Genomic DNA, 22,960 nt, shown 5'->3' with positions numbered 1-22,960 from the left:
AATACGCCAGTTTATCATGGAATGATGATGAATCATTCAAGATGAAAGTAAAAAGCTATGGCGTGCAAACCTAAAAGCACACATCCCTTATGTATACCGACTCGCAGTGAATATCCGTCTGGGTGAGAGACCGAACGCAAACGCTGTGTAGTCAAAGGTGGATTGTGTTGTCAGATTGTTCTGACGAATTTTGGTTTTTTGTTTTTATATCAAAGCTTTATTTTTATTTCGCTATTGAGCGAAGTTTGACTTTTATCTGACAAAAACTAGTCTGAGCTTCCATTCAGAGGAAGCAGTCATGCTCAGTATTCTTAGAAGTATTACGGTATCGTCCGTCGCCTTAATTTTTTTAGCGAGTTCTTTTTGCTCAACTGCCAAACAGAGTCCTAAACCGAAGGTCATCGTTGGTGTTATTGCGCAAGACGAAGCTAAAGACTCGTTTGACGGTAGCGTTGGTCCTTCGTACGGAATTAGTCTTGAGTATTTGTCTAACATTACTAAAGCTTTGGATTATGAGTTAGAACTTCGGACTTACAAGCATATTCCGTCTTTACTTGCGGATGTCGAAAGCAAGAAGATTGATGGTGCGGTTGGATTTAGTAAAACAGCAGCAAGAGAAAAGCGTTTCTTGTTTTCGATGCCTTTCTTTTCGAGCACTATCGCGGTTTGGTATCGGAATGCCACTTACCGAGATAGTGATGCGCGTGATCTTAAATGGGTGTGTGTTGAGGGCAGTGTGTATTGTGACAACCTCACTGAACGCGGTATCGATAAGATACATTACGTTAAAACACGTTTAGAGGCGTTTAATGAAGTTAAGCGAGGTAAAGCGAACGCGCTGATTTACACTTATGTTGGTATTACCCAATATTTGGATTTGAATGACATTGTAAAAGGGGTTGTCGATATTCCCAGTTGGTTGAAAAACGAAGAGGTGAGTTTTATCGCTTCGTTGGACAAACAGAGTCTGATCGATGACATCAACAAAATCCTTCAGTGGGAGCAAAATGGAAAAAACATTCGCTCCGTCGCCTCGAAAAATCCTTACCATATCAGTGATAAGTTATTGGTAGATTACCGACGTAATCATCAAAACAAACTAGTGATAACTTACAGCAGCAGTGACGAAGCTTATCCGTTTCTCTACCGAGATTCGCAAACGGGCGAGCTAGACGGTTTCTTTCCAGACTTCATCGACTTATTGCAGTCTCGTACTGGCTTGAGCTTTAAGTATGTGAAGCCGACGTCGAGCCTTTCCAATGGATTAACGGCATTTGATGCCGATATAGTCCCCATCTCTTATGTGGGTGAGCTACCTAAGTCAGATTGGTTGTTCACTAAACCATTCATGCACAGTAATTACGTGGCTATCCAAGCGGAGCAGAGTAAGCGCGATAAATCTGCACTGAAAGAAGCGGGTATTCTGCTCACTTTGAAAAAGCAAGGGTTAGTTCATTTGGGCACTTGGCAGCAAGGCCAAGTTGATCATTATGATGATTTGAAGAAGCTGCTTACCGATTTGAAATCGGGCGTTTTGGATGTGGCTTACATTCCTGACGACATCGTTCACAACATGATTGCACAAGATCAAGTCGATGGCTTGGTGATCAATGCGGAGGACGTTTTGACGTTCTCTAATGCATTTGCGGTTGCAAACCACAATACACAACTTCAACACATGTTGAACAGCATCATCGAAACCATTGATTCTAACGAGATCGAAAAACTGCTGCGTTCTCACCGAAGCTTCAAACTGACTTATGGCTATGACGCGGAGCAGATCGCTACATTTGTTGTTGCTGGTTCATTCATATTCTGTCTCATGTTAATTGCGGCGTATTTCATCTTATCTCACATGCGACTTAAAGTGAGGTTAGCCGAATTTAATGCTGACAATGAGGAAGCGGAAAAGCAATGGCTGATGGACATCATCAAAGAGATCAATAGCTTGGTTTTTATCCATAGTGAAAATAACCATATGGAGATGAGCAATTGTGCCAACTACAACAGTAAACAGTGCCAACAATGTAAGTTGAAAAGTGATTCTGCGCACGCTCCTCTGGTGAATAATTTTGATGAACTGACCACTGTTATCGCTGGAAAGCGTATTTCAGAAGAGGTTGCCTCGTCGGGCTGTGAACTTGATATTAAACATGTATATCGAGAACGCAAAGTCATCGCTTCTCCTAGCGGTAAGAACAAGTTTGTACTGACTGTTATTCAAGATATTACCCAGCAAAAAGAACGTGAGCAGGCGTTAATCGATGCGCAAAAAGAAGCGCAAACCGCGGTACGTGCGCGCGAAAACTTTTTGGCAACCATGAGTCACGAATTAAGAACGCCATTGTCGGCAGCACACGGCATCCTCGATTTGCTAAATCGCCAAGTGACGGCAGATTCAAATCGCGAGTTAATTGCCCAAGCCATACGCTCGCTCAATCATTTGAATACGCTAGTAGACGAAGTACTGGATTATTCAAAGTTAGAGGCAGGGCACTTAACCGTCGCCCCAGTTAAGACCGACTTGCTTAAAACCTTGTGCGATGTGTTTCGAAGCTTTGAACCACGAGCGCTTGCGAAAGGTTTGGATTACAAAGTGACAATCAAACCATTTTCGAATGCTTTCATTGAAATCGACGCGCTGCGATTGGTGCAAATTACCACCAATCTACTCTCCAATGCGATGAAATTCACTGCCGAAGGAGAAGTTGGAATCAGTGTCATTCTTCATGAAAAGCAGCTTATTTTGAAAGTGGCGGATTCAGGTATCGGCATGACGGATGACCAACTCGAAGGCATTCTCAATCCTTTTGTTCAAGCGGATGACACTATTACGCGTAAATATGGCGGTACTGGATTGGGGCTAAGCATTGTTGACCGATTGATCGACTGCATGGGCGGCGTGCTCTGCATCGATTCACAATTTGGCTTGGGCACGACGATTACTGTCAGACTGCCAATTGAGCATTGCGACTCTGAGCCAGACGTTTGTTTGAACTGGACGTATAGCGAGAGCTTACCACTTAATATTCGCCAGTGGTGTGACGCGTGGAAAATGCGTCCAGCGACGTTAAAAACAATGGTGGCGAACCTTCACCCTATACACGACAGCGATGCCAGTTTTAATGGCCTAATGCTGCGTGACGAACAAAGGGTACTTGGCAGTCTTACGCTAAGAGAGATTCAATATCCAGATACATTGTTCAATTTGCTCAGCCAAACGCAGCAAGAAACCAAGCTTAGTGACGTAAATCAAGAAGTGGTTTCTTGGGTTCTCGGCACGGTACTGGTCGCAGAAGATAATCCCATTAACCAAAGTGTGATAGCAATGCAGCTTCATGAACTTGGAATCGAACCTGTCATTGTGAATAACGGCCGCGAAGCATGGGAATACATCAACCAAGATGAAAACGTTGTGTTGCTGATGACCGATTTTCATATGCCAGAAATGGATGGCTATGAGCTTGTTAGGCACGTGAAAAACTCCGAATTTAAAGCAATTCCAATCATCGGTGTGACAGCAGAAGATGCTCGTCTTGCCATTGAACGTACACAGGATATCGGCATTGATGATGTGCTCTACAAGCCCTATGACCTTAATCAATTAAAAACCGTTTTGATTCCATTTATTGGCGAAAAAGAGAGGGGTAGGCTGCCCGGCTGGATTAAACGGTTCAAAGCTCAGGACGCAAAAGAGATTGCGCGCGTGTTTAGTCAATCAATGTCTACAGATATAAAAAACTTAAACGCCGCATCGACTGAGCGAGACAAAAAACGGGTCATTCATGGCATCAAAGGAGCGGTTGGGACGATAGGGGTAAGCATGCTGGCTGAGCTTTGTATTGAGGCAGAACGAGTTACTGCTGCGGAGTTTGACAGGCGAACAGCGGAGCTAATTTTACGAATCGAGCAGGAGATCGAAAACATAAACTATTGGGTAGAGACAAATGAATACACAATTTAATGTGATGGTGATTGATGACCATCCGCTACAAACCACAATACTTACGCAAATATTGGAACGCTATTGCGCGCAAGTCATCCCTTTTAACTGTGTGGATGCCGCTATTCAGAGTGTGCAGGAACAATATTTTGACGTGATTTTTTGTGATATCCAAATGCCCGGAAAAGACGGCATCGATATGATGGAAATGCTCGATAAAGTCCAGTACCAGGGGCAAGTTGTACTGGTCAGTGCAATGGAATTGACCATTATTTCTGCGGTAAGAGCCATGTGCGAGGGATTTAGTTTTGAAGTATTAGGGAAGCTGCCTAAGCCATACGATGAAAATGAAGTCGTTGATTTGTTGGGTAAAATAAAAGATGAAAAAGCGAAACAAGTCAGCTTTGCGCAACCTATTGAAGTGGAAGATCAAGAATTCCTGTTTGCTCTGGCTGAAGGGCGCGTGAAAAATTATTACCAGCCTTTAGTCGATGTGCAAAGTGGGGAAGTGCTTGGGTATGAAGCGCTCGCGCGTTGGAATCATCCTATTTATGGTGTGTTACCCCCTCATTATTTTTTGCCAATTGTAGAGCGTTGCCGCCTTTCTGGAGAGTTGTTTCAAGCTGTATTGAGTAATGTTATTTATGACATGAAACACCGCGGATTGACGCAAAACGTATCCATCAATGTAGACCATGAAAATTTAGAAGATACGGCGTTCTCTCATTACTTTTTACAGCAATGTTTAGAGAGCGAGATTGACCCATCACAAATCACCATTGAAATTACAGAGCGAGATACATTTCAGACTAGCGCGTCCCTGTACAAGAATTTACTCAAGTTGAGGATGAACGGTGTCACTGTCTCAATAGATGATTTTGGCACGGGGTCATCGACGTTTGAAAAACTGGCTCAACTGCCATTCAACGAGTTAAAAATCGATCGTTCGTTTGTACAAGGTGTCGAATGCGATATCAAAAAACGCAACATCGTTGTTGCTATTTGCGCGTTAGCGAAAAGTTTGAATATACGATTGGTCGCGGAAGGTATTGAAGACGAAGTCACACTGCAAGCGATACGTGAGTATGGCATTGATCTTTGCCAAGGCTTCTACATTGATAAACCCATGCCACTAGAAGCCATAACCATACTAAATGAAAGATATGAATAAATTGAATTACTTGATCTTTGACGATCATCCTCTCGTTTGTGTTGCAATCAAGTCGTTGCTGGAAGAGTTAGGTAAAACAAATGGGGTATTTACTGCAACATCAGCGAAGATGGCATTACAAATATTGAAAAAGGAAGAAATTCAACTGTTGATCTTAGATGTGAACTTGGCAGATTGCGATGGGTTTGATTTCTACAAACGTATCAAATCCCATGGTTATGAAGGCAAAGTCATTTTCTTCTCCGCTGAAACTAGCCAAATGTACAGCCAAATGGCTTTTCGTTCTGGCGCTGATGGCTACGTGTGTAAATCGGAAAATCACGACATTCTTAAAGACGCGATAGAAGCGGTAGAGAAGGGGTATACCTTCTTCAAATTTAAGCAAGTTGTTAATAGCGTTCGAGAAATGCCACAACTTTCAAGCAGAGAAAGCGCAGTAATGAAGTATTTATTACAAGGAAAGTCCAATCGAGAAATCGCTTCAGTGCTATCAATAAGTGACAAAACAGTCAGCACATACAAACGTCGTCTATTGGATAAATTTAACGTAAAGAACATTGTTGAGCTAACAAGAGTGGCGGGGGCGTAAGACCGCATCATGACACTTAAAAGTATCGCGTTGTCTCTTTTCATCGCAACATTACTATTCGTCACTTCTGTCACAATGATTGGTGCGGTGTTAATTTCTTATGAAGTAAAGCAGTTCAACACTTACGCGAATAATTTAGCCAAAATAAAACAAAAAGTAATTCTCATGGGGCTATTGACGGAAGCGCAGCTCGAGCAATACAAAGGCATGAGCGTGAGTGAAGTAGAAGCGCAAACAGAGCTGAGCTTTCAAGATGCGATTTACTCCCTGTCACGTTATGAAAAACTTAATTACGTTGAAGCTGTTGCACGGAAATCGCTTCATCAGGCTGAAGCGTATTTATCAAATGCGTTCAATCGACAAAATGCCGTTATGTATTTTCGTTCTTATACTGGAAACAAACTCATCTTAGAGAGACCGATTGAAGCGCTAGAGGGAGTGAAAGCCACATTTGATGTTGATTGGTGTAAAAGTAACTATTCTTGTGTGTTAGCCGCGTGGAAAGAGCAACTAACGGACCGGGTATTGTTTTCCCTACCATTTAAAACGACATACTCCGATGACATGGCGATAAGCATCATGAGTCCGGTTTACTTTCAAGGTGAGTTAGTGGGAGAGTTCTCGGAACAATTATACCTCTCGCCGCTTTATAATGATGGGAAAGCGGTGGATGTTCAAATAGCGAATGGGAACAAACAAATGGTGATTTATTTCGCTGGCTACCCCTTTCCATCATTCGCGTACACCCAATCATATGTCGCAGACAACAACAATCTTATCGTTTACATGTACCCATTCAGCAAAATTGTATTGGATTACGTGTTCTTGTTTATCATCTTCTTTTTCGTAACCTTAGCGTATTACAACAAAGCTTATGAATCTAAAGAGAGCCAACTTCGCCTCGCGAAAGCACTGACGAACGTGACGAAAGATGATTTAACGGGATTGTTTAACCGCAGAGTTTTTCAAGATAGCGAGTTCAAACGTCGTTTGGAAACCGCGCCATATTCCGTCATTGCAATAGATGGCGATAGGATCAAGCGAATCAATGACCATTACGGTCACCATGTAGGGGACGAAGTTATTGGAATTATTGCTGATGCTATGTCTAAAGTGTTTCGAAATAGTGATTATCTAGTTCGAACTGGTGGTGATGAGTTTGTTGCGATTCTGCCGGGTTGCAGTATCAGTCAATCTTCAATATTGGCGAAGAAGCTTCGTAGTGTCGTTAAAGATAACCGACTAAAGACCTTGGATATCGAGGTTAGTGTGAGTACTGGTATCGCGGCGAATGAATTACACGAAACGCTTCAGGACGTTATTGTACGTGCAGATGAAGATCTCTATGAGATGAAAAAACACAGACAAAAGTCCCATTAAGCAGGTCTGGTATTGACTCAATGTTAAGTTACGGAACATAACCATGACATAACTGTTTGATTAATTTGACCAAACAGAATGAGTGGTCTTTTATATTAGAGCAGTCAACAAATAGTGATTGCTCTATTTATTCTCGACCTTACATCTGGTGTCGCACGTGAACAAAGATCTCGACTTAAACTTACTTAAAATACTTGTCTTACTGGATAAGCACCGTCAGCTCAAGCCCGTTGCGAAAGCGATGGGGAAGAGTGAAGCGTCAATTAGCAAATACCTTGCCCGATTGCGACTCCAGCTAAACGATGAATTGTTTATTCGGCATCCTCATCACATGGAACCGACGGACTATTTAAAACGTCAATTACCTAAAATTTCCGATGCACTCGAGAAGCTTGAAACTTGTCTAATTAGAGATGAGTTTGAACCGGAAAATTACGAAAAAGACATCACCATTTGTTTACCGCAAACCGCTCAATACTCATTTGGGCATTTACTTGCAATGGATTTAATGGTGCTGTTTCCCAAGGCGCACATTTCGATAGCAACGATTACAGAGTATACGATAGAAGAGATAATCCTAGGCAAAGTGGATGCGCAGTTACATTACTTCAACGAGGATGTTCCGAAATCTGTTTATCAGAAGTTCATCGGCTATGCGCCTGCTGTGGTAGTTGTCCCTGAAGAGCTGGGAATTACCACCCTGGAAGAAGCGGCCAAACTTCCCTTTATCATGTTAGAGATTATCGGTTGGAAAGAGAAAGAGCAGCTCGTTAAGCGTGCAATGGAAAGCCACGGTATGGTCATCAACCGTATTGCGGCTCTAGACAACGTAAGCAGCGTATTGAAGCTAATTAAGCAAAAAAGCGCCGCAACCGTGTTACTTGAATATCAGGCGCCAATTGATGGATATAAATTTATAAGAGTGCCAGAGCATTTTTACCCAGATGGCTGGCCAAAAGTGGTTGTACAGGTGAAGCAAAGCTTAAGACATGATGCAATGCACCAGTTGTTAATCGGTGCTATTGCAAAATACATGAGCGCTTAGCGGCAAAACTCAATGTTTTCTGACTGAGGGATAGTATGCAGAAGTTCAATCAACGTGTCCGCATGGTACTTTTTCAGAATACGCGTTTTGTAGGTGCTGATTGTTTTAGCGCTGAGTGAAAGTTGTTCAGAAATCTTCTTATTTGAGTAGCCTTGTACAAGATAATGGAACACCATGGCTTCGCGATTTGAAAGTGTTACGTTACCCGACGATGGTGTGTGAGTCGACTTAAACATTGAGTAACCGCGTGAAACACTCACAATTGCGTCAATAATGGTCTCTCTTGTTTCATGTTTGCTTAAGAAGCCGTTTGCGCCCATTTCGTACGCGGCTTTAGAAAGACTCGAGTAGTCACGTGAAGAAACAAATAACAGTCGGCCACGATATCCCGTCGCTAAAATGTTTTTGGCTAAACGCATACCATCGCGGTCGCCAAGCACTACGTCTAAAATAATCAAATCAATCTGTTGGCCTCGAACAAGATCCATCACTTCCGCACTGTCAGTGGTTTGAATCACTTCAGCTGCGTTGATTACAGATTCAACTAGAGAAGCAAGTGCTTCGCTATACAATGGTTGAGCGTCGATAATAAGAACATTATTCAAAGTGAACCTCACCTAATACATCAACTAGTGTGCTGTCAGGCGACAGCGCAATTGGATGAATAGGATTGTAGGAAAAACCTTGCTAAGAGGAAGGAAAATGACTCTTTCCAAAAGTGAAAATCAGTGTCTTGATTATGGGAATAGCGATGTCAGGTATTGAAATACCTAGTGATAGGATAATTGCTTAAAACTTACGCTGACAAAAAATTAACAAACTGAAAGTGCTCTTTCAGTGTTCTACGCCTTCAGATTTTCTTGTGATGTTTCTAGCGCTTCGATTTAAACCCGTGTGTTAGCAAGCGCAGTTTTATACCAAGCCACTTGAAGAGAGCGTGTTCTACACCAGGCATGAGCACGCTAGCCAACTTTGTAATGATATCTGTTAGATAGGTTTGGCTATTGACGCTGAACATTACTTCAAATTATTTCTAAACTTTTCATTGACTCTGCCGCTAAAAGTGGAGGTGTTAATTCGCACTTTGGCCACTCATAATGTCGTGTTCAAAAATGAGACAATTTTACATGGTTTGGTATGGAAATGTGCGTTAGCCGTCCTTTTGATGGTTTACAAATTTTGTTGTAACGACTACAAAGGACTTTTGGATTTTTAGCCAGAGAACGGCTTCTCATGGCGTTTGCATCAAACTTTTCTGATGCGTATTTTTGGTTGGATAATTGGCTTTATGAGTAACGTAACCAGCACCATTTTGACAGAAAGTGGTACCAATGAGCTTGAAATCATCGAGTTTCATTTAGAAAAAACATTGCCAGATGGCAGCACAAAAACTTGTTATTACGGCATTAACGTTGCGAAAGTACGAGAAGTGATTCGCGTGCCAGAAACAACCGATTATCCAAACGCACAACCTCATATGATTGGTGTGTTCTCATCCAGAGATGTACTGACGCCTTTAGTGGATTTAGCTGGTTGGTTAGGTGTGCCAACACGACAAGATCTGGAGCGCAAGTTTGTAATCGTTACGGATTTCAACAAAATGACCAATGGCTTCTTAATTGACAGCATTTCGCGTATTCATCGTATCTCTTGGAATGATGTGGAATCACCAAGTCAGTTTTTGGAAGCGGGCGAACAAGATTGTGTAGTAGCCGTTGTCCGTAAAGAAGGCAACCTGATCATGATTCTCGACTTTGAAAAAATCATCGCAGACATCAACCCAGAACTGAGTATGGAAAAATACGATGTGAAAGGGGACAAGTCGGTGGATCTCAACCAGAGAATGGTCGGTAAGCGTAATGCTAAAACGATCATGGTGGTGGATGACTCAGCATTTATTCGCTCTTTGATCCAAGATACATTAGCTTCTTCAGGTTACAATGTGATCACATGTAAAGACGGTGGTGAGGCGCATGAGAAGTTGATGAGCTTGATCGAGGTCGCGAAAGAAGAAAACTTGCCAGTTAAAGAGCTATTAGATGCGGTGGTTACGGACGTAGAAATGCCTCGAATGGATGGTATGCACTTAGTGAAGAGACTACGAGATACCGAAGCGTTTCATGAAATGCCGATCATTATGTTCTCGTCATTGATGAGTGAGGATAACCGAGCGAAAGCACTATCTCTTGGCGCAAATGATACGATTACCAAGCCAGAGATTGGCCGCATGGTGAATATGATGGATAAATACGTGTTTAACTTTGCGTAAAAAACCGATCAGATGAAACAAATAAGGCTGCCGATTGGCAGCCTTATTTTTATTGAGGGCAGGGAAGAATATCTAAGGTGTAACTCTCGTTTGGAGTCTGCGGCGGCCCATATAAAATTCCGCATTGAGTTAGGCTAGCTCGTTTTTCGTCGGCTGCAGCAATGACCATTTCGCGAGTTGTTGAACCAGCCGGGTGATGAAATGTTTTCCAATCCGAGTCTTCTTCGTTCAGTCCTTGCACGAGTAACTTCATCGATTCGCTATCAGAATCAGGATATCCATATAAAAAAACACAGCGCTTTGAACCACCAATATTACAGCCGTCAAATGGTAAATCTGCCATTAAAGCACTGTCTACGAAGTTTGAAACGTAAGGCTTGCTTTCCAATCCCGCAATCGCCATTTTCCCATAACCGACGCCTAATGCTGACGCAATAGCGCCTTTCATTCCTTCCAAACGTGCTTCACGTGCATCGCTTTGAAGGTTTAAAAAGCGTGGCGCGGCAGTGACAGCTAGAATACCGAGCACGACAATAACTACGACTAACTCTATTAGAGTAAATCCCGTTTGTTTTTTCATATTATTTTCACAGCAAGTTAAAGGTAGAAAAACACTGACCGTACACTTGTTTATTGTGTAAATAAGTACGGTAATGATAAATCGATCAGTAGTATAAAGAGGTGAGTTGTAAAGTGCTATACCGACGCCGCACTAATTGACTGAATCCATTAAATGCAATGGAGAATTCACGGGTCTAATTCGGCTAGATTTTAAGAGGTCATTAATTCCGCTGAAGAAATGCTGCGTGAACAGGCGAGCATGAATCCTCTTCGATGTAAGCAAACATGTACATCAGCGGAATGAAATACAAAATGCAAATGAGGGCGAACCGCACAAATGGATTGTCTTTTTATTCACTTTGATGAATGCTACGCGGAATTCATATCGCAGTATGCCTGAGGTATTCATCATGCGAATGTGCTTTGGTTTTGTGTTTATTTTTCAAATATAAGAATAATCTAAATGGAATTCGATTCGATAAACTTCCTTGCAATAGGTTTGATATTTCTTGGCTCTTATGTCCAGACCGCAATCGGTTTTGGCTTGGCTATTGTTGCCGCACCTTTACTGATTCTTTGGGCGCCAGAATATGTTCCTGCGCCAATCTGTTTAGTCGCGTTATTTATTTCGTTGATGAATGCGATGAAGCACCGCAGTAGTGTTGAAATCGGCGGCTTAAAGATGGCGTTGATTGGGCGAGTGCCGGGATCAATTGCTGGTGGCTTGCTACTCTTTTTTGTATCTACACAAACTCTCACGCTTTGGATTGGTTTGTTGGTGCTGTTTGCAGTCGTGGTGAGTGTTTTACCGTTTCGGGTTGAGCCTACGCCTTCGCGTATGACATGTGCTGGTTTCTTTTCTGGGTTGTTTGGTACCAGTTCTGCGATTGGAGGCCCTCCGATGGCGTTATTGTTGCAGCATCAAGAAGCGAATCAGTTACGCGGTAATTTATCGGCTTTTTTTGTTTTCAGTTCGATTATTTCACTAATAGTACAAATCCCAGTGGGCTTCTTCACATTGCATCATTTGGTCATTACTATTCCTCTATTACCTGCTGCGGCGCTTGGTTACTGGCTAGCAATGAAAACTACCCAGTCGTTACCAAAAGAAAAGATTCGGTTTGGGGCACTTATGTTGTGTTTTGTGAGTGGCTTTACCGCCGTCGTACAAGCGTTGAGCCAATAATGCCATCTGCATCATAAAGTCACTGCGGGATTGCATTCCTTTTTATGTATGGCGGACTTGTTTACTTACGCCAAATTGGTCGTTTAGATGGGCGATAGTTTTATGAATAACACTCGTTATGGCACTTTTATGGCAGCATTCTCCTTTGTGATCTGGGGATTGCTACCAATTTATTATCGTTATTTACCAAATGCTTCTATGGATGAGTTGCTAGCATGGCGAATCATTGGGTCTGTACCTGTCGGGTTTCTAATTGTACTTGGGATAACCCATCGAGGGCTGAATTGGAAAGAAATCTGGCTTGATAAAAAATCCTTGTGGTACACGTTTGTGGCGAGCAGTTTGATGTGTATTTCTTGGAGTGCGTTCACTTGGGCTTTGACCCATCATCGGGTCATCGATGCCAGCTTAGGCTTCTTTATTGGACCATTAGTATCTGTTGCACTGGGCGTATTTATTCTTGGGGATAAGCTCTCAATAGGCAAGCTTATTGCAATCGTGCTGGCAACAATTGGTGTTATGTATCAAGTGATTCACTATGGTCAGCTACCCGTTATCGCACTAACGATGGGGTTGTTCTTTGCTTTGTATGGGCTGTACAAGAAGAAGATAAATTATGACTGGAGTACAACCTTGTTTGTTGAGGCGTTGTTACTGACTCCAGTTGCACTCGCCTATTTGCTCTATAAACAATGGGCAACTGGTGAACTGGCTTCGGGCACAGATACCACAACATTGCTTTTGTATTTTGGCAGTGCACCTATCACACTTTTACCACTCGTATTTTATTCTATCGCAATACGTATAACTAATTTATCAACCCTCGGTCTAATGCAATACATCGAGCCAAGCTTGCAGTTTGTGTTGGCAGTTATGTTTTTTGGCGAGTTGTTTGACGAAGTGAAAGCGGTGACCTTTGCATTTATTTGGGTAGGGCTGTTGTTCACAATTTTTGAAAGTATTATCAAAGGGCATCGGCGCAAAAAGCTGGTCAAACACCCCTTATAGTGGTTTCAATATTCTCACATATTAGCTTCTTTATTCTTATGCCCTCCATTCGAGGGCATTTTTAATGTCATGAAGCATTGGCTTTCGTTTTTTGCCCGAATAGAAATCATAACTTGAGATTATTTGACGCATTATCATAATGATACCGCTATAGTTATAGCCAAGTGACACGCTTATATAAGTGAAAACCAGATCAAGAAGGACGACATATGATCACAGCTCTGTATGCCAACATTCTCGCAATACTCATTATTTGGTTGGCTGTTCAAGTAATTAAGCAACGTCGCTTAAATCAAATTGCTTATGCAGATGGTGGGGTAGAGGCTCTACAAATTGCTCGTAGTGCCCAGAGTAATGCGACAGAATATATCCCCATCACCCTGATTTTAATGGCACTTTTAGAATTCAATAGTGCTTACCCAACATGGATACATCTCACCGGTATTATTTTTGTAATTGGTCGAGTTATTCATGCTAAAGGCATATTGAAAAAAGACTTGAAAAAGCGCATTAGAGGGATGCAGGTGACATTTCTGGTGATACTTTCATTGGTTGTGTTAAATATGATTTACCTGCCATACGATAAGTTATGGTAAGTCTGCGACGTTACATTCCACCACCTTGGGTACTCGTTCTGATTGGATTAGTACTGAATATTGGCGCGATCATCGTTACTAGCTTAGTCCTTGATAAGTTGGGTAAACAGCAATCGCAGCTCGCAGAGCAAACAGCAGAAAACTTGTATTCCATCCAACTCGCATGGAACAGTGTGGAAACCCTAGAAAGGAAAAGAGAAGCCTTACTGCTGCATGTGCACATAAGTCAGAGCGTAGCGATACCTTTAGAGCTAGAAGAGGTATTAGCAGGGCATTTATCTTCTTGGGTTCATAACGAGTCGGATGAAATAAAAATTGATCAACTTCCTCAACTAATGTCAAAGATAAATCAGGCACAAGCTTCGTATAGAGACCGCATCGATAATTACTACATTGAGAATGTAGAGCTCAATGAGGTAATGGCAAAGCAGGATGAAAAGATCGCTTGGTACAAGAATATCGGACTCTTCTTGCAAGTATTCGGACTTGCGTTAATCCTTGCACGCGACTTAGCTAGGAAGCAATAAAAGCAAGAGCTAAAGATCAGGTTTATTGCGAAATGCCAATGGTAGTTTGCAAATTGCAATTTATTCTGTGAGCAAACAGTAGCTATTGGTTAAGTTTTAATGAAAGTGATTAAATAACAACCTGTTTTTGTGCGCTGAAAAGTTGGCACGCCTCATGCTTTAGTATGAGCGACCCTTTCTAAGCCGAGGGTCACCTAGCCAACTGACGTTGTTAGTGAACCATCTTGTTCACAAATATATACAGCCAATCACGACTCCTTGTGGTTGGCTTTTTTTTATGCAGTCTAGAACTGTGCTTTAATCCAGATCATGCGATGGTCGGAAGATACATCCTTACCATCACCATACTTACCGATACGTGCATCGTTAAATAGTTTACGGCCTTCTTCATAAGACGCTGACCAGTACACACCAGAGTCTATTACATTCAAATTTGCTGAAGGCAAGGCATAGTCTACCCCTAAGCCAAACGTTGAAGTGATGCGATTCGGATATGGGTGAGTTGAACTGCGGTCAACAGCGTGTTCAACTGCACCAAAGCTTGTTGGGTAAAGCTCACCATTCATCACGGTTTGATTAACCAATGGATCGTTGTGCAGCTCTTGCATTACAGAGCTAATGCCGTCACCAGACACTGGATCAAGGTTTTGATCACCCATCATTACGAATTTAGCGCCGTTCGTTAAGCCACCTGTTTTACCCGCATCGTCGTAAAAATAGTCTTTGCCTTGAATGTAATGATGCCAAAACTCCACTTCTGCTGCGTTTTGCGCTTTGTTTTTGCCGGTGTCGAATACTGGTGGAGTAGGATGAGACATCAACAAGTGTACAACTTCCTCGCCATTACGAGTTGGAATGATGATTGGCGCGTCGACGTGATTTTTCGAAGATAGACGCACTTGATCCCACTCTTCCGCTGAGTACCATTCATCACCACACTTCATGCCGTTTGGAATCTTTTGCGAACCGTCACAGATAGTAATGGTTGGAATTTTCGCACCTTTCATATCTTTCCACTTAAATGCTTGGAATGTACGTGTGTTTGCCGTGTCAATTTTATACTTAGACATAAGGGCAAATGCATATTGACCATGGTACATGCCAAAGCCCCATGCATCACCTGGCATTTGACCTGCGGTTCCGTTGTTGTCGAGATCAAACTCACTCAACAACCCTGTATTAGTTGAATAAGACTCAGCATAAGGGTATTCAATAGGCTCAAGGTTTGCTTCACCGCCCGCGCCATTGATGCTTTGCGCGACAGACAAGTAGTTCTTCTGGAATCCTTCAATGGCTGCTTTGTTTTCACCTGTTCCATCGTTGTTGTATTCCGCCATCATGAGAACATCAGGACGATTCTTTTGAATGATTGCTGCAACGTTACGAATTTGAATGACTTTTTCCGCAGTGGTTTTGTCTTCGGCTGCGATTGAACCGTCTAAATAAGAGGTGACCAACGCAGCTTGCTGCGTTGGTTCAATTTGCATTTCATCTACCAAAGTTTCGAAGGTAGCGCGGTCAAAAGAGAGGTTGTAAGTCGCTATTTTTACTTCTTTAGGCTGAACATTGACGTATTCAGTATCGTCATTACATCCAGATAGTAGAGCGGCGCCAACAAGGACAGCGATAGAGGTTTTGATTGCTTTCATGGGTACGTCATACCTTATAATTAATTCGGCTGAATATTAAAGTCATCAGTCATTGTTTTAAGCGATATTAGTCACACAAACGTTTTCATATTTACATGTTCAATTAGTTTTTGTGTGATTTGTGCAATAAATGCAACACTTTCAACACCAGAAGGTTATATGTAAATTGTTAAAAAACGGTGTCGTTATTGATGCGAAATAGAGAGTCCGCCACCGTTAAAAAGAAAAGCGTAGAATTTAAGCGTGCATGAGATGTTTGAGTTGTATGCTTATCGCCGTGTTTTATTTTTTATGTTTAGATTTCCGTATATAATAAGCAGTCAATCAGAAGTGAGGACGACCTCACCGCTCTATCTTTTCTCGGGGACGACCCCATCTCGTTGGGAAATGTGACATGGCTTGGGGAATTCTCTTCATTGCGGGCTTGTGTGAAATCGCATGGGCTGTCGGTCTTAAATATTCACAAGGGTTTACCAAATTCGGTGCTTCGGCATTCACTATTGTCTTTATGTTATTGAGCTTTTGGTTGCTTGGCATTGCGTTAAGAACCTTGCCTTTAGGCATTGCTTATGGAGTATGGGTAGGGATTGGCGCAATAGGCACGGCAGTCGTGAGTATTTATCTGTTCAATGAGCCAGCAACACTTATCAAAGCCTTAAGCTTGCTAATGATTGTCGCTGGTATCGCAGGGTTAAAAATATCAGCTTAACGTTAGGCTAAACACAAAACAGCCAGAGTCACTCTGGCTGTTTTTCTAAATGTCGTGTTTACGGTTCTGGCGAGGTATATCAAGCGTTGCGCTTAATAAAAGGTAACCGTAAGTGATGACCAAACGCATTAATTAATGCGCCTGTAACAATCAGACCGCCACCGACGTACGTCCAAATGATCGGAACCTCGCCAAAGAAAATGATGCCCAACAACACAGAAAATACGATCTGGATATACGAATAAGCGGAGGCTTTACCCGCTTGTTGAGTTTGCATCGCTTTGGTTAACCCCAATTGCCCAATTTGGGTAAAGACACCAACTAGAACCAACATGAAAGTCAGATATAGATCGGGCATTACAAAATCGTCGCCAATCAGTAAGAGTGAAGCGGGGAGAGCAACCAACGGGAAATAGAAAATGATCACTGAGCTGTCTTCTGTCTGACTCAGTTTTCTGACAATGACGTAGGCAATTGAGCTACCAAATGCGCCTAAGATCGCAATCATGACGCTAAACATTGGTAAAGCGCTATCTGAGCCTTGCCCCGTTTCTGGGCTTACCATGATATAGATGCCGAGTAAGCACAACGCAATACAAAGGAAAGTTGACGGCTGGATGCGCTCTTTCAAGAAAAATACGGCGAGTAGTGCAGTAAACACCGGATGAATATATTGGAATATCGTCGCTTCTGCCAAAGGTAAGGTGGTCACTGAATAATATACACACATCAGAGCCATCGTGCCCACAGCACCGCGTGCAAATAGTAATGGCTTATTATTGCCCCATACAGAAATTCGTTTTCGCTTTACATCGAAATAACTAATGATAAGTGAAACGAGCGCTCTTGCTGCAACGATTTCAAAAACGGGGATACCGTAGTTGCCGACGTGCTTTACTGTAGCCGACATCAGAGCAAAGCCGAACGCGGAAAGCACCATAAAGCGCACACCGATGGGAATCATAGTGTTGAATGAATTGGACATTTTACTGCTCATTTGTTGCGACAGATCTCACTTTAGCATACTTAGTTAGCGATTAAATCCTCTCAACTCAAACACTTCTGTCGACAAGATGAATAAACAGTAGAATACGTAGCAATTAATCTGCCTCTCTTCAGCGTAACAATAAAAACTCGATATTTAAGGAGCTTACATGATCCCGATAAAAGCAACGCATGTTTCAGGTGTTGTCATTTCAAAAATTGATGGCATAGAAAAAATGCTGTTACTCAAACGCGTAAAAGGTGGCTATTGGTGCCATGTTGCAGGTGGTATCGAAGCGGGTGAAGCCGGGTGGCAAACCATTTTAAGAGAGTTAAAAGAAGAGACACTAATTGACCAAGTTGAGTTACATACAGCAGACTTTCTAGAGCAGTTCTACGAAGCAAAAAATAACCGTATCATGGTTATCCCATGTTTTGTGCTATTTTGTCCGCCTAACCAATCAGTTGTTCTTAACGAAGAGCATACAGAGTATCGCTGGTGTACGCTTGAAGAAGCTAAGCAGCTGGCTCCGTTTGCCAATCAGCATCACCTCTATGAACATGTATGGAAGCATTATGTAGATGTGGCATCACTAACGCCATTTACGCTGATCGATCAAAAGGGCTAAATGAACGGCAACGGCTTTGATTAGTTTTTATAGAGAGGTTTGTTCTCATAAAATGAAGCGTTAGGATTTGCGCTGAGCGTTCACAATAAAAAGGAATAACATCTATGGATGAAGTCACATGCCAAGAGACGTATCAAGGAAATCACTTACAGAAGCGTTTTTCCGTCTCGCAAAGGATCTCAATTGAGCCCCTCAACACGAAACACGCGTCCGCTTTACTAGAGGTTGTGAACACTCACCGAGAGAGCCTTGAGGGTTATCTACCTTGGACGGATTCTGTCACGAATCATAGAGAGGCCGTTAACTACATTTCCCAGCGAGTGAACAGTAACGCGCTGGATTCCCACTGGTGTGCAATTTATTTTGATGAGCAGCTTACGGGTGTTATTGGCATTAAAGGTGTGGATTCACATACGCGTGTTACTGAAATTGGCTACTGGCTTGCCAACAATGGGCGAGGCCATCGTGTGATTGATCAAGTGCTCGCAGTATTGATCCCTTTTTTGAAGCAGAAAGGGCACGCACAATTCATTCAGTTCCATTGTATGGAAGATAACATCGCTAGCATCAATATTGCTGAGCGTGCAGGCGCCACATTAAAAGAATACGTTGATCATGAGTTCGATATGCTTGACCGCTCTCAACGACTAGGCATTTATGAACTACGTTTGATGTAGTATCCACCCCAGAAATATTTTAATCAGAGTTCGAACTCTAACTTCACGAGCGCTACAATAGTAACATTGTTGCGCTCGTGTTAACTTGGGGCGTCATTGGCAGAAACTAGGCTAGGAGAAGCATCATGAACGCAATCACAGAGGTTGAAGTAGATAACTTGTTACAGCAAAGCCTCGAACGCTTAAAAGCGGCATATGCAGCCGAGCCTTATCCTAGTTTGGATGAACGTAAACAGCGCCTCGTTTTGTTAAAAAAATCGCTGCTTGAGAACAAACAAGCGCTGGTTGAAGCGTTAAGTGACGATTTTGGCTATCGCTCAGAATTTGATACCGCCATGACCGACGTTTTGCCAACGGTCTCGCATATTAATTATACCCTCAAACGACTAAAAAAATGGTGTAAACCCAGCAAGCGCGAATCCGGCTTATTGCTCGCACCTTCTAAAGTCACCGTTCAGTATCAACCGTTAGGTGTCGTCGGGATCATTTCACCGTGGAACTTTCCTGTGATTTTGAGCCTTGCGCCTTTAGTGACAGCATTGGCTGCTGGCAACCGCGTGATGATGAAGCTCAGCGAATTTACGCCAAAAACCAATAAAGTCATCGTCGATATTTGCCGTGGGTTGTCTGAGTATGTCGAAGTTTTTGAGGGTGAAGCAGACGTCGCACAAGCATTCAGCCAACTGCCATTCGATCACCTTTTGTTCACGGGTTCTACGAGTGTTGGCCGCGCAGTAGCAAAAGCGGCAGCGGAAAACCTTACCCCGGTGACGTTAGAGTTGGGTGGAAAGTCCCCGGTGATCATTGCAAAAGATGCAGACATGAAGAAAGCCGTTGATGCTATCTTGTTTGGTAAATGCATTAATGCAGGCCAGATTTGTGTCGCGCCTGACTACGCGTTTGTACCGCAAGAACGTGTCGAAGAGTTCATTTCGCTATTCTTAAAACGTTTTGAAAAGCTCTATTTAAAATCCAACAAGAATCAAAAGCTGACCCATATTGTCAACCAACGACAATATGATCGTTTGACTGCGCTACTTGAGGATGCAAAAGCGCAAGGTGCAAACATTCATACTGTTGAAGCGTCGCCCCAAGAGGAACGACTTCTGTATCCTCATTTGGTCACGGACGTGTCGCCGAAAATGCGAATCATGCAAGAGGAGATCTTCGGGCCATTTCTACCAGTCAAGCCCTACAATGCGGTTGATGAAGCGATTGATTACATTAATCAGCGCCAAAGACCACTTGCGCTGTATGTTATGTCGGACGACAAATCGACCATCAAATATATTGTACGCAACACCCACAGTGGTGGCGTCGGCGTTAATGATACGGTTTTACATGTTGGCGCTGAAGATGCGCCTTTTGGTGGCGTTGGTGAATCGGGTATTGGGCATTATCACGGAGAGGAAGGATTCAGAACTTTTAGTCATGCGAAAACCATTCTTCACACACCGAAATGGTTGCCAAGAACGAGCGTATTAATGCGCCGTAGGGCTATGGCGATAAAAGCGATCCAAAAGATCTTTGTTCGATAATAATTATGATTTGATTGATAAAAAACCGCCCGAATAGGCGGTTTTTTGTTTCTATATGCTCTGAAACGCTGGGCACCAAAGTCCGAGAAACTTCCATCGCGTGCTACCAACAAAACAAAGAAAGGCTCTTGTTGAAAGAGCCTTGTTCAGGAAGTGTCGAGAGATCTTGGCAAGTTTAATGCAGAACTTCACTGCTGAATCTTAGATATCTACAGTCGTTCATCAGTTCTTTAAACGCCTTTCGGTCCAGCTTAATCAGAGTTTCATGATCGCCAGCTTCAAGGTAGACATGTTCCAAGTTTGCTAGTCTTTCATCGCAAACTGTCGACATGTGGTAAGGGCTACCAATCGGTGGAATAGCGCCGTGTTCACAATCGGTGAAGAGTCGGTAAACCATACGCTCTTTCACCAAGTGGAAGGTGGCATTAAATTCGTCGTTTAATCGCGACAAACTGATTTTGTTGTTGGCAGGTAAGACCGCCATCATATGACGCCCTTCATGATCCTCTAGAATCACACCTTTTGCGATATTCATTAAAGGCACACCTGCTGCAACACCACTTTGTAGCGAGCTATGACTGTGGCTGTGATTCACGGTTTGAAAGTGAATGTTATGCTCAGTCAAATATTCATCTAATCGGGTTGCAATCGTCATATAGCCTCCACGTGTATGAGACCCATAAAAAGTATAGGTTAGTCGGGCGACAATCGCGCATTTTACTCGGCGACACTGACGCTCTTTACGCTCCTGTTCTACGCTTATTGCAAGCCAGCGAGAAAGCATGGTTAACAATAATAAATAGGGGGCAACATGAGCAAGCCAATCATCGCTGATAACAAGCCGATCAAAGTAGAGTTGAAAGCTGGGCAAGAATATTACTTCTGCCGATGTGGGCGTTCTAAAAATCAACCTTACTGCGATGGGTCTCATTCGGGAACCGGCTTAAAGCCAATGAGCTTTAGTGCGGAAAAAGACGAAGATGCCTATCTCTGCCAATGTAAGCATACCGCCAATGCTCCTTTTTGTGATGGTACACACAAGCGATTTACCGCAGAGCAAGTCGGTAAAGAGGGACCGGAACAAAAGCGAGAGAAAAGAGACAAACCAACGGCGTCTGCTACTCAAGAAGAACCAACCCTCGAGTTTATCCACCAATTAGCGAGAGAAGGACTCTCTAAACTCGGTCATCATGGTCCGATGGCTGCAATGGGGGTTCCTAGGCATTTGCTACCACATTGGGATGCTATACAAATCATGGTGGCGCAAATGGCGACACAACCGTTGTTGGAAGACGTTCCTGTGTCTACCGAGTTGATTGTGGGACCAAACGCGCGTAAGCCGCTCAGACTCGCCATTCCTTTGTTGGTGTCGGACATGAGTTTTGGCGCACTTTCTGAAGAGGCGAAAATTGCACTAGCAAAAGGTGCAGAGTTGGCAGGGACTGGGATTTGCTCTGGTGAGGGTGGCATGTTACCGGAAGAGCAAGCCGCCAATTCACGGTATTTCTATGAGCTTGCTAGTGCTCAATTTGGCTACGACGAATCTAAGCTTCTTAATGTTCAGGCGTTTCACTTCAAAGGCGGGCAAGGAGCAAAAACGGGCACGGGTGGTCATCTGCCTGCAAATAAAAATGTAGGTAAGATCTCTCAGGTGAGAGGCATCCCCGAGGGACAACCAGCGATATCACCACCAACGTTCAAAGATCTTCACACTACTCACGATTTCAGAAAGTTTGCTGACAGAGTTCGTGGCATCACAGGCGGTATTCCAATTGGATTTAAACTCAGTGCCAACCATATTGAGCAAGACATCCAGTTTGCGCTTGATGCTGGGGCTGATTATATCATCTTAGATGGTCGCGGTGGTGGCACGGGTGCGGCGCCAACTATGTTCCGTGATCATATTAGTGTACCCACCATCCCTGCATTAGCTCGTGCACGTAAGTACTTAGATGAAAAAGGCGTAAGTGACCGTGTCACATTAATCATCACCGGTGGGTTGCGAGTTCCTACGGATTTTGTCAAAGCGTTGGCACTTGGAGCAGACGGAGTAGCGATAGCAAACAGTGCGATGCAATCGATCGGTTGTGTCGCGGCTCGCATCTGCAACACCAATAATTGCCCGGCAGGCATTGCGACACAAAATGCCGATTTGAGGCAGCGTCTCGACGTTGAAAAGTCATCCCAGCAACTGAAAAATTTCTTCGAATCCTCGGTCGAGCTCATGAAAGTCATGGCGAGGGCGTGTGGTCATCACGCTCTGAATGAATTTAGTCATCATGATTTAGCGACCTGGGATCACAACATGGCGAGGCTGTCTGGGATTAAGTATTCAGGTATGGACTTAAACTGATCTCTATCCATATTTTCTGCATATAGGTACATGTTTGATAACAATTATTTATTCGCTGAAATGTTTGAAATTTTGACTTGGCGTTAACTAAAAAAACAGTGTATGAACTACGCTGTTTGAGGTGGATATTCGATTTATTGAATAAC

The 22,960-nt window shown here is 43.0% G+C and carries 20 protein-coding genes; 15 read left to right on the top strand and 5 right to left on the bottom strand.

Annotation, left to right across the window (positions count from 1 at the left end):
• The first annotated feature begins 298 nt into the window (after positions 1-298).
• The 5 genes from NL626_RS18940 to NL626_RS18920 all read left to right on the top strand — a co-directional run bounded on the left by NL626_RS18940 (position 299) and on the right by NL626_RS18920 (position 8,128).
• Entirely contained in the window at positions 299-3,964 is a 3,666-nt protein-coding gene (locus NL626_RS18940; protein WP_253657644.1) for a transporter substrate-binding domain-containing protein, read from the top strand.
• On the top strand, positions 3,948-5,114 hold the full coding sequence (locus NL626_RS18935) for an EAL domain-containing protein (RefSeq protein WP_054576033.1): 1,167 nt from the start codon (positions 3,948-3,950) through the stop codon (positions 5,112-5,114). The genes NL626_RS18940 and NL626_RS18935 overlap by 17 nt, the downstream gene beginning before the upstream one ends.
• Positions 5,107-5,703, top strand: coding sequence for a response regulator transcription factor (locus tag NL626_RS18930; RefSeq protein ID WP_017635347.1), 597 nt, complete (start codon positions 5,107-5,109; stop codon positions 5,701-5,703). Before NL626_RS18935 ends, NL626_RS18930 begins: the two co-directional genes overlap by 8 nt.
• A gap of 9 nt (positions 5,704-5,712) precedes the next feature.
• A complete protein-coding gene (locus NL626_RS18925) occupies positions 5,713-7,083 on the top strand; it encodes a GGDEF domain-containing protein (RefSeq protein WP_053307630.1) in 1,371 nt (456 codons plus the stop codon).
• 157 nt (positions 7,084-7,240) lie between these two features.
• Positions 7,241-8,128: a LysR family transcriptional regulator gene (locus NL626_RS18920; protein WP_033906494.1), complete on the top strand. Its 888-nt coding sequence runs from the start codon at positions 7,241-7,243 to the stop codon at positions 8,126-8,128.
• Here the strand turns inward: NL626_RS18920 and NL626_RS18915 are convergent.
• A complete protein-coding gene (locus NL626_RS18915; protein ID WP_253657643.1) occupies positions 8,125-8,733 on the bottom strand; it encodes a response regulator transcription factor in 609 nt (202 codons plus the stop codon). The two genes, NL626_RS18920 and NL626_RS18915, sit on opposite strands and share 4 nt — an antisense overlap.
• Before the next feature lie 683 nt (positions 8,734-9,416).
• On the opposite strand from NL626_RS18915, the gene NL626_RS18910 reads away from it, so the two are divergent.
• Complete coding sequence (locus tag NL626_RS18910; protein ID WP_025998672.1) at positions 9,417-10,397, top strand: chemotaxis protein; 981 nt, start codon at positions 9,417-9,419, stop codon at positions 10,395-10,397.
• Positions 10,398-10,446: 49 nt separating this feature from the next.
• Here NL626_RS18910 and NL626_RS18905 read toward each other — a convergent pair whose 3' ends face one another.
• Positions 10,447-10,977, bottom strand: a complete 531-nt coding sequence (locus NL626_RS18905; protein ID WP_005376513.1) for a prepilin-type N-terminal cleavage/methylation domain-containing protein — start codon at positions 10,975-10,977, stop codon at positions 10,447-10,449.
• Positions 10,978-11,421: 444 nt separating this feature from the next.
• Between NL626_RS18905 and NL626_RS18900 the strand changes: the two genes are divergently transcribed.
• From NL626_RS18900 to NL626_RS18885, 4 genes are all read left to right on the top strand, one after another.
• Positions 11,422-12,144: a sulfite exporter TauE/SafE family protein gene (locus tag NL626_RS18900; protein WP_042520743.1), complete on the top strand. Its 723-nt coding sequence runs from the start codon at positions 11,422-11,424 to the stop codon at positions 12,142-12,144.
• Positions 12,145-12,246: 102 nt separating this feature from the next.
• A complete protein-coding gene (gene rarD / locus NL626_RS18895) occupies positions 12,247-13,152 on the top strand; it encodes an EamA family transporter RarD (protein ID WP_253657642.1) in 906 nt (301 codons plus the stop codon).
• Between the two features lie 209 nt (positions 13,153-13,361).
• Positions 13,362-13,748 carry an MAPEG family protein gene (locus NL626_RS18890; protein ID WP_005376510.1) on the top strand — a complete coding sequence of 129 codons (387 nt, stop codon included), beginning with the start codon at positions 13,362-13,364 and terminating at the stop codon, positions 13,746-13,748.
• Entirely contained in the window at positions 13,742-14,275 is a 534-nt protein-coding gene (locus NL626_RS18885) for a DNA mismatch repair protein (RefSeq protein ID WP_253657641.1), read from the top strand. Before NL626_RS18890 ends, NL626_RS18885 begins: the two co-directional genes overlap by 7 nt.
• A gap of 284 nt (positions 14,276-14,559) precedes the next feature.
• On the opposite strand, the gene NL626_RS18880 is transcribed toward NL626_RS18885, so the two are convergent.
• Complete coding sequence (locus tag NL626_RS18880; protein WP_253657640.1) at positions 14,560-15,924, bottom strand: endonuclease/exonuclease/phosphatase family protein; 1,365 nt, start codon at positions 15,922-15,924, stop codon at positions 14,560-14,562.
• A gap of 394 nt (positions 15,925-16,318) precedes the next feature.
• Between NL626_RS18880 and NL626_RS18875 the strand changes: the two genes are divergently transcribed.
• On the top strand, positions 16,319-16,633 hold the full coding sequence (locus tag NL626_RS18875; protein ID WP_005376506.1) for a multidrug efflux SMR transporter: 315 nt from the start codon (positions 16,319-16,321) through the stop codon (positions 16,631-16,633).
• A 79-nt stretch (positions 16,634-16,712) separates the two neighbouring features.
• Here the strand turns inward: NL626_RS18875 and NL626_RS18870 are convergent, their stop codons facing one another.
• Positions 16,713-17,618: a DMT family transporter gene (locus NL626_RS18870; RefSeq protein WP_005376505.1), complete on the bottom strand. Its 906-nt coding sequence runs from the start codon at positions 17,616-17,618 to the stop codon at positions 16,713-16,715.
• Between the two features lie 169 nt (positions 17,619-17,787).
• Between NL626_RS18870 and NL626_RS18865 the strand changes: the two genes are divergently transcribed.
• From NL626_RS18865 to NL626_RS18855, 3 genes are all read left to right on the top strand, one after another.
• On the top strand, positions 17,788-18,246 hold the full coding sequence (locus NL626_RS18865; protein WP_005376504.1) for an NUDIX pyrophosphatase: 459 nt from the start codon (positions 17,788-17,790) through the stop codon (positions 18,244-18,246).
• A gap of 104 nt (positions 18,247-18,350) precedes the next feature.
• Entirely contained in the window at positions 18,351-18,923 is a 573-nt protein-coding gene (locus tag NL626_RS18860; RefSeq protein ID WP_054574614.1) for a GNAT family N-acetyltransferase, read from the top strand.
• A gap of 125 nt (positions 18,924-19,048) precedes the next feature.
• The gene (locus NL626_RS18855; protein ID WP_005390037.1) at positions 19,049-20,461 is read left to right on the top strand and encodes a coniferyl aldehyde dehydrogenase; all 1,413 of its coding nucleotides are present in this window, start codon (positions 19,049-19,051) and stop codon (positions 20,459-20,461) included.
• A 175-nt stretch (positions 20,462-20,636) separates the two neighbouring features.
• Here NL626_RS18855 and NL626_RS18850 read toward each other — a convergent pair whose 3' ends face one another.
• Positions 20,637-21,116, bottom strand: a complete 480-nt coding sequence (locus NL626_RS18850; protein WP_005376501.1) for an aminoacyl-tRNA deacylase — start codon at positions 21,114-21,116, stop codon at positions 20,637-20,639.
• A 156-nt stretch (positions 21,117-21,272) separates the two neighbouring features.
• Here NL626_RS18850 and NL626_RS18845 point away from each other — a divergent pair, with 156 nt between their 5' ends.
• Entirely contained in the window at positions 21,273-22,814 is a 1,542-nt protein-coding gene (locus NL626_RS18845; RefSeq protein WP_064354734.1) for a glutamate synthase-related protein, read from the top strand.
• Positions 22,815-22,960: the final 146 nt, after the last annotated feature.

Origin of the sequence: Vibrio sp. Y58_MX_L22 (genome assembly GCF_024181865.1) — a bacterium.
Taxonomy (GTDB): domain Bacteria; phylum Pseudomonadota; class Gammaproteobacteria; order Enterobacterales; family Vibrionaceae; genus Vibrio; species Vibrio alginolyticus.
This window is presented reverse-complemented; position numbering and strand designations above follow the sequence as displayed.

Excerpts from the sequence above, each read along its gene's own strand:
- NL626_RS18940 (WP_253657644.1), top strand. The coding sequence starts at position 299 with ATGCTCAGTATTCTTAGAAGTATTACGGTATCGTCCGTCGCCTTAATT.
- NL626_RS18935 (WP_054576033.1), top strand. The coding sequence starts at position 3,948 with ATGAATACACAATTTAATGTGATGGTGATTGATGACCATCCGCTACAA.
- NL626_RS18930 (WP_017635347.1), top strand. The coding sequence starts at position 5,107 with ATGAATAAATTGAATTACTTGATCTTTGACGATCATCCTCTCGTTTGT.
- NL626_RS18925 (WP_053307630.1), top strand. The coding sequence starts at position 5,713 with ATGACACTTAAAAGTATCGCGTTGTCTCTTTTCATCGCAACATTACTA.
- NL626_RS18910 (WP_025998672.1), top strand. The coding sequence starts at position 9,417 with ATGAGTAACGTAACCAGCACCATTTTGACAGAAAGTGGTACCAATGAG.
- NL626_RS18905 (WP_005376513.1), bottom strand. The coding sequence starts at position 10,977 with ATGAAAAAACAAACGGGATTTACTCTAATAGAGTTAGTCGTAGTTATT.
- NL626_RS18900 (WP_042520743.1), top strand. The coding sequence starts at position 11,422 with ATGGAATTCGATTCGATAAACTTCCTTGCAATAGGTTTGATATTTCTT.
- rarD (WP_253657642.1), top strand. The coding sequence starts at position 12,247 with ATGAATAACACTCGTTATGGCACTTTTATGGCAGCATTCTCCTTTGTG.
- NL626_RS18890 (WP_005376510.1), top strand. The coding sequence starts at position 13,362 with ATGATCACAGCTCTGTATGCCAACATTCTCGCAATACTCATTATTTGG.
- NL626_RS18885 (WP_253657641.1), top strand. The coding sequence starts at position 13,742 with ATGGTAAGTCTGCGACGTTACATTCCACCACCTTGGGTACTCGTTCTG.
- NL626_RS18880 (WP_253657640.1), bottom strand. The coding sequence starts at position 15,924 with ATGAAAGCAATCAAAACCTCTATCGCTGTCCTTGTTGGCGCCGCTCTA.
- NL626_RS18875 (WP_005376506.1), top strand. The coding sequence starts at position 16,319 with ATGGCTTGGGGAATTCTCTTCATTGCGGGCTTGTGTGAAATCGCATGG.
- NL626_RS18870 (WP_005376505.1), bottom strand. The coding sequence starts at position 17,618 with ATGTCCAATTCATTCAACACTATGATTCCCATCGGTGTGCGCTTTATG.
- NL626_RS18865 (WP_005376504.1), top strand. The coding sequence starts at position 17,788 with ATGATCCCGATAAAAGCAACGCATGTTTCAGGTGTTGTCATTTCAAAA.
- NL626_RS18860 (WP_054574614.1), top strand. The coding sequence starts at position 18,351 with ATGGATGAAGTCACATGCCAAGAGACGTATCAAGGAAATCACTTACAG.
- NL626_RS18855 (WP_005390037.1), top strand. The coding sequence starts at position 19,049 with ATGAACGCAATCACAGAGGTTGAAGTAGATAACTTGTTACAGCAAAGC.
- NL626_RS18850 (WP_005376501.1), bottom strand. The coding sequence starts at position 21,116 with ATGACGATTGCAACCCGATTAGATGAATATTTGACTGAGCATAACATT.
- NL626_RS18845 (WP_064354734.1), top strand. The coding sequence starts at position 21,273 with ATGAGCAAGCCAATCATCGCTGATAACAAGCCGATCAAAGTAGAGTTG.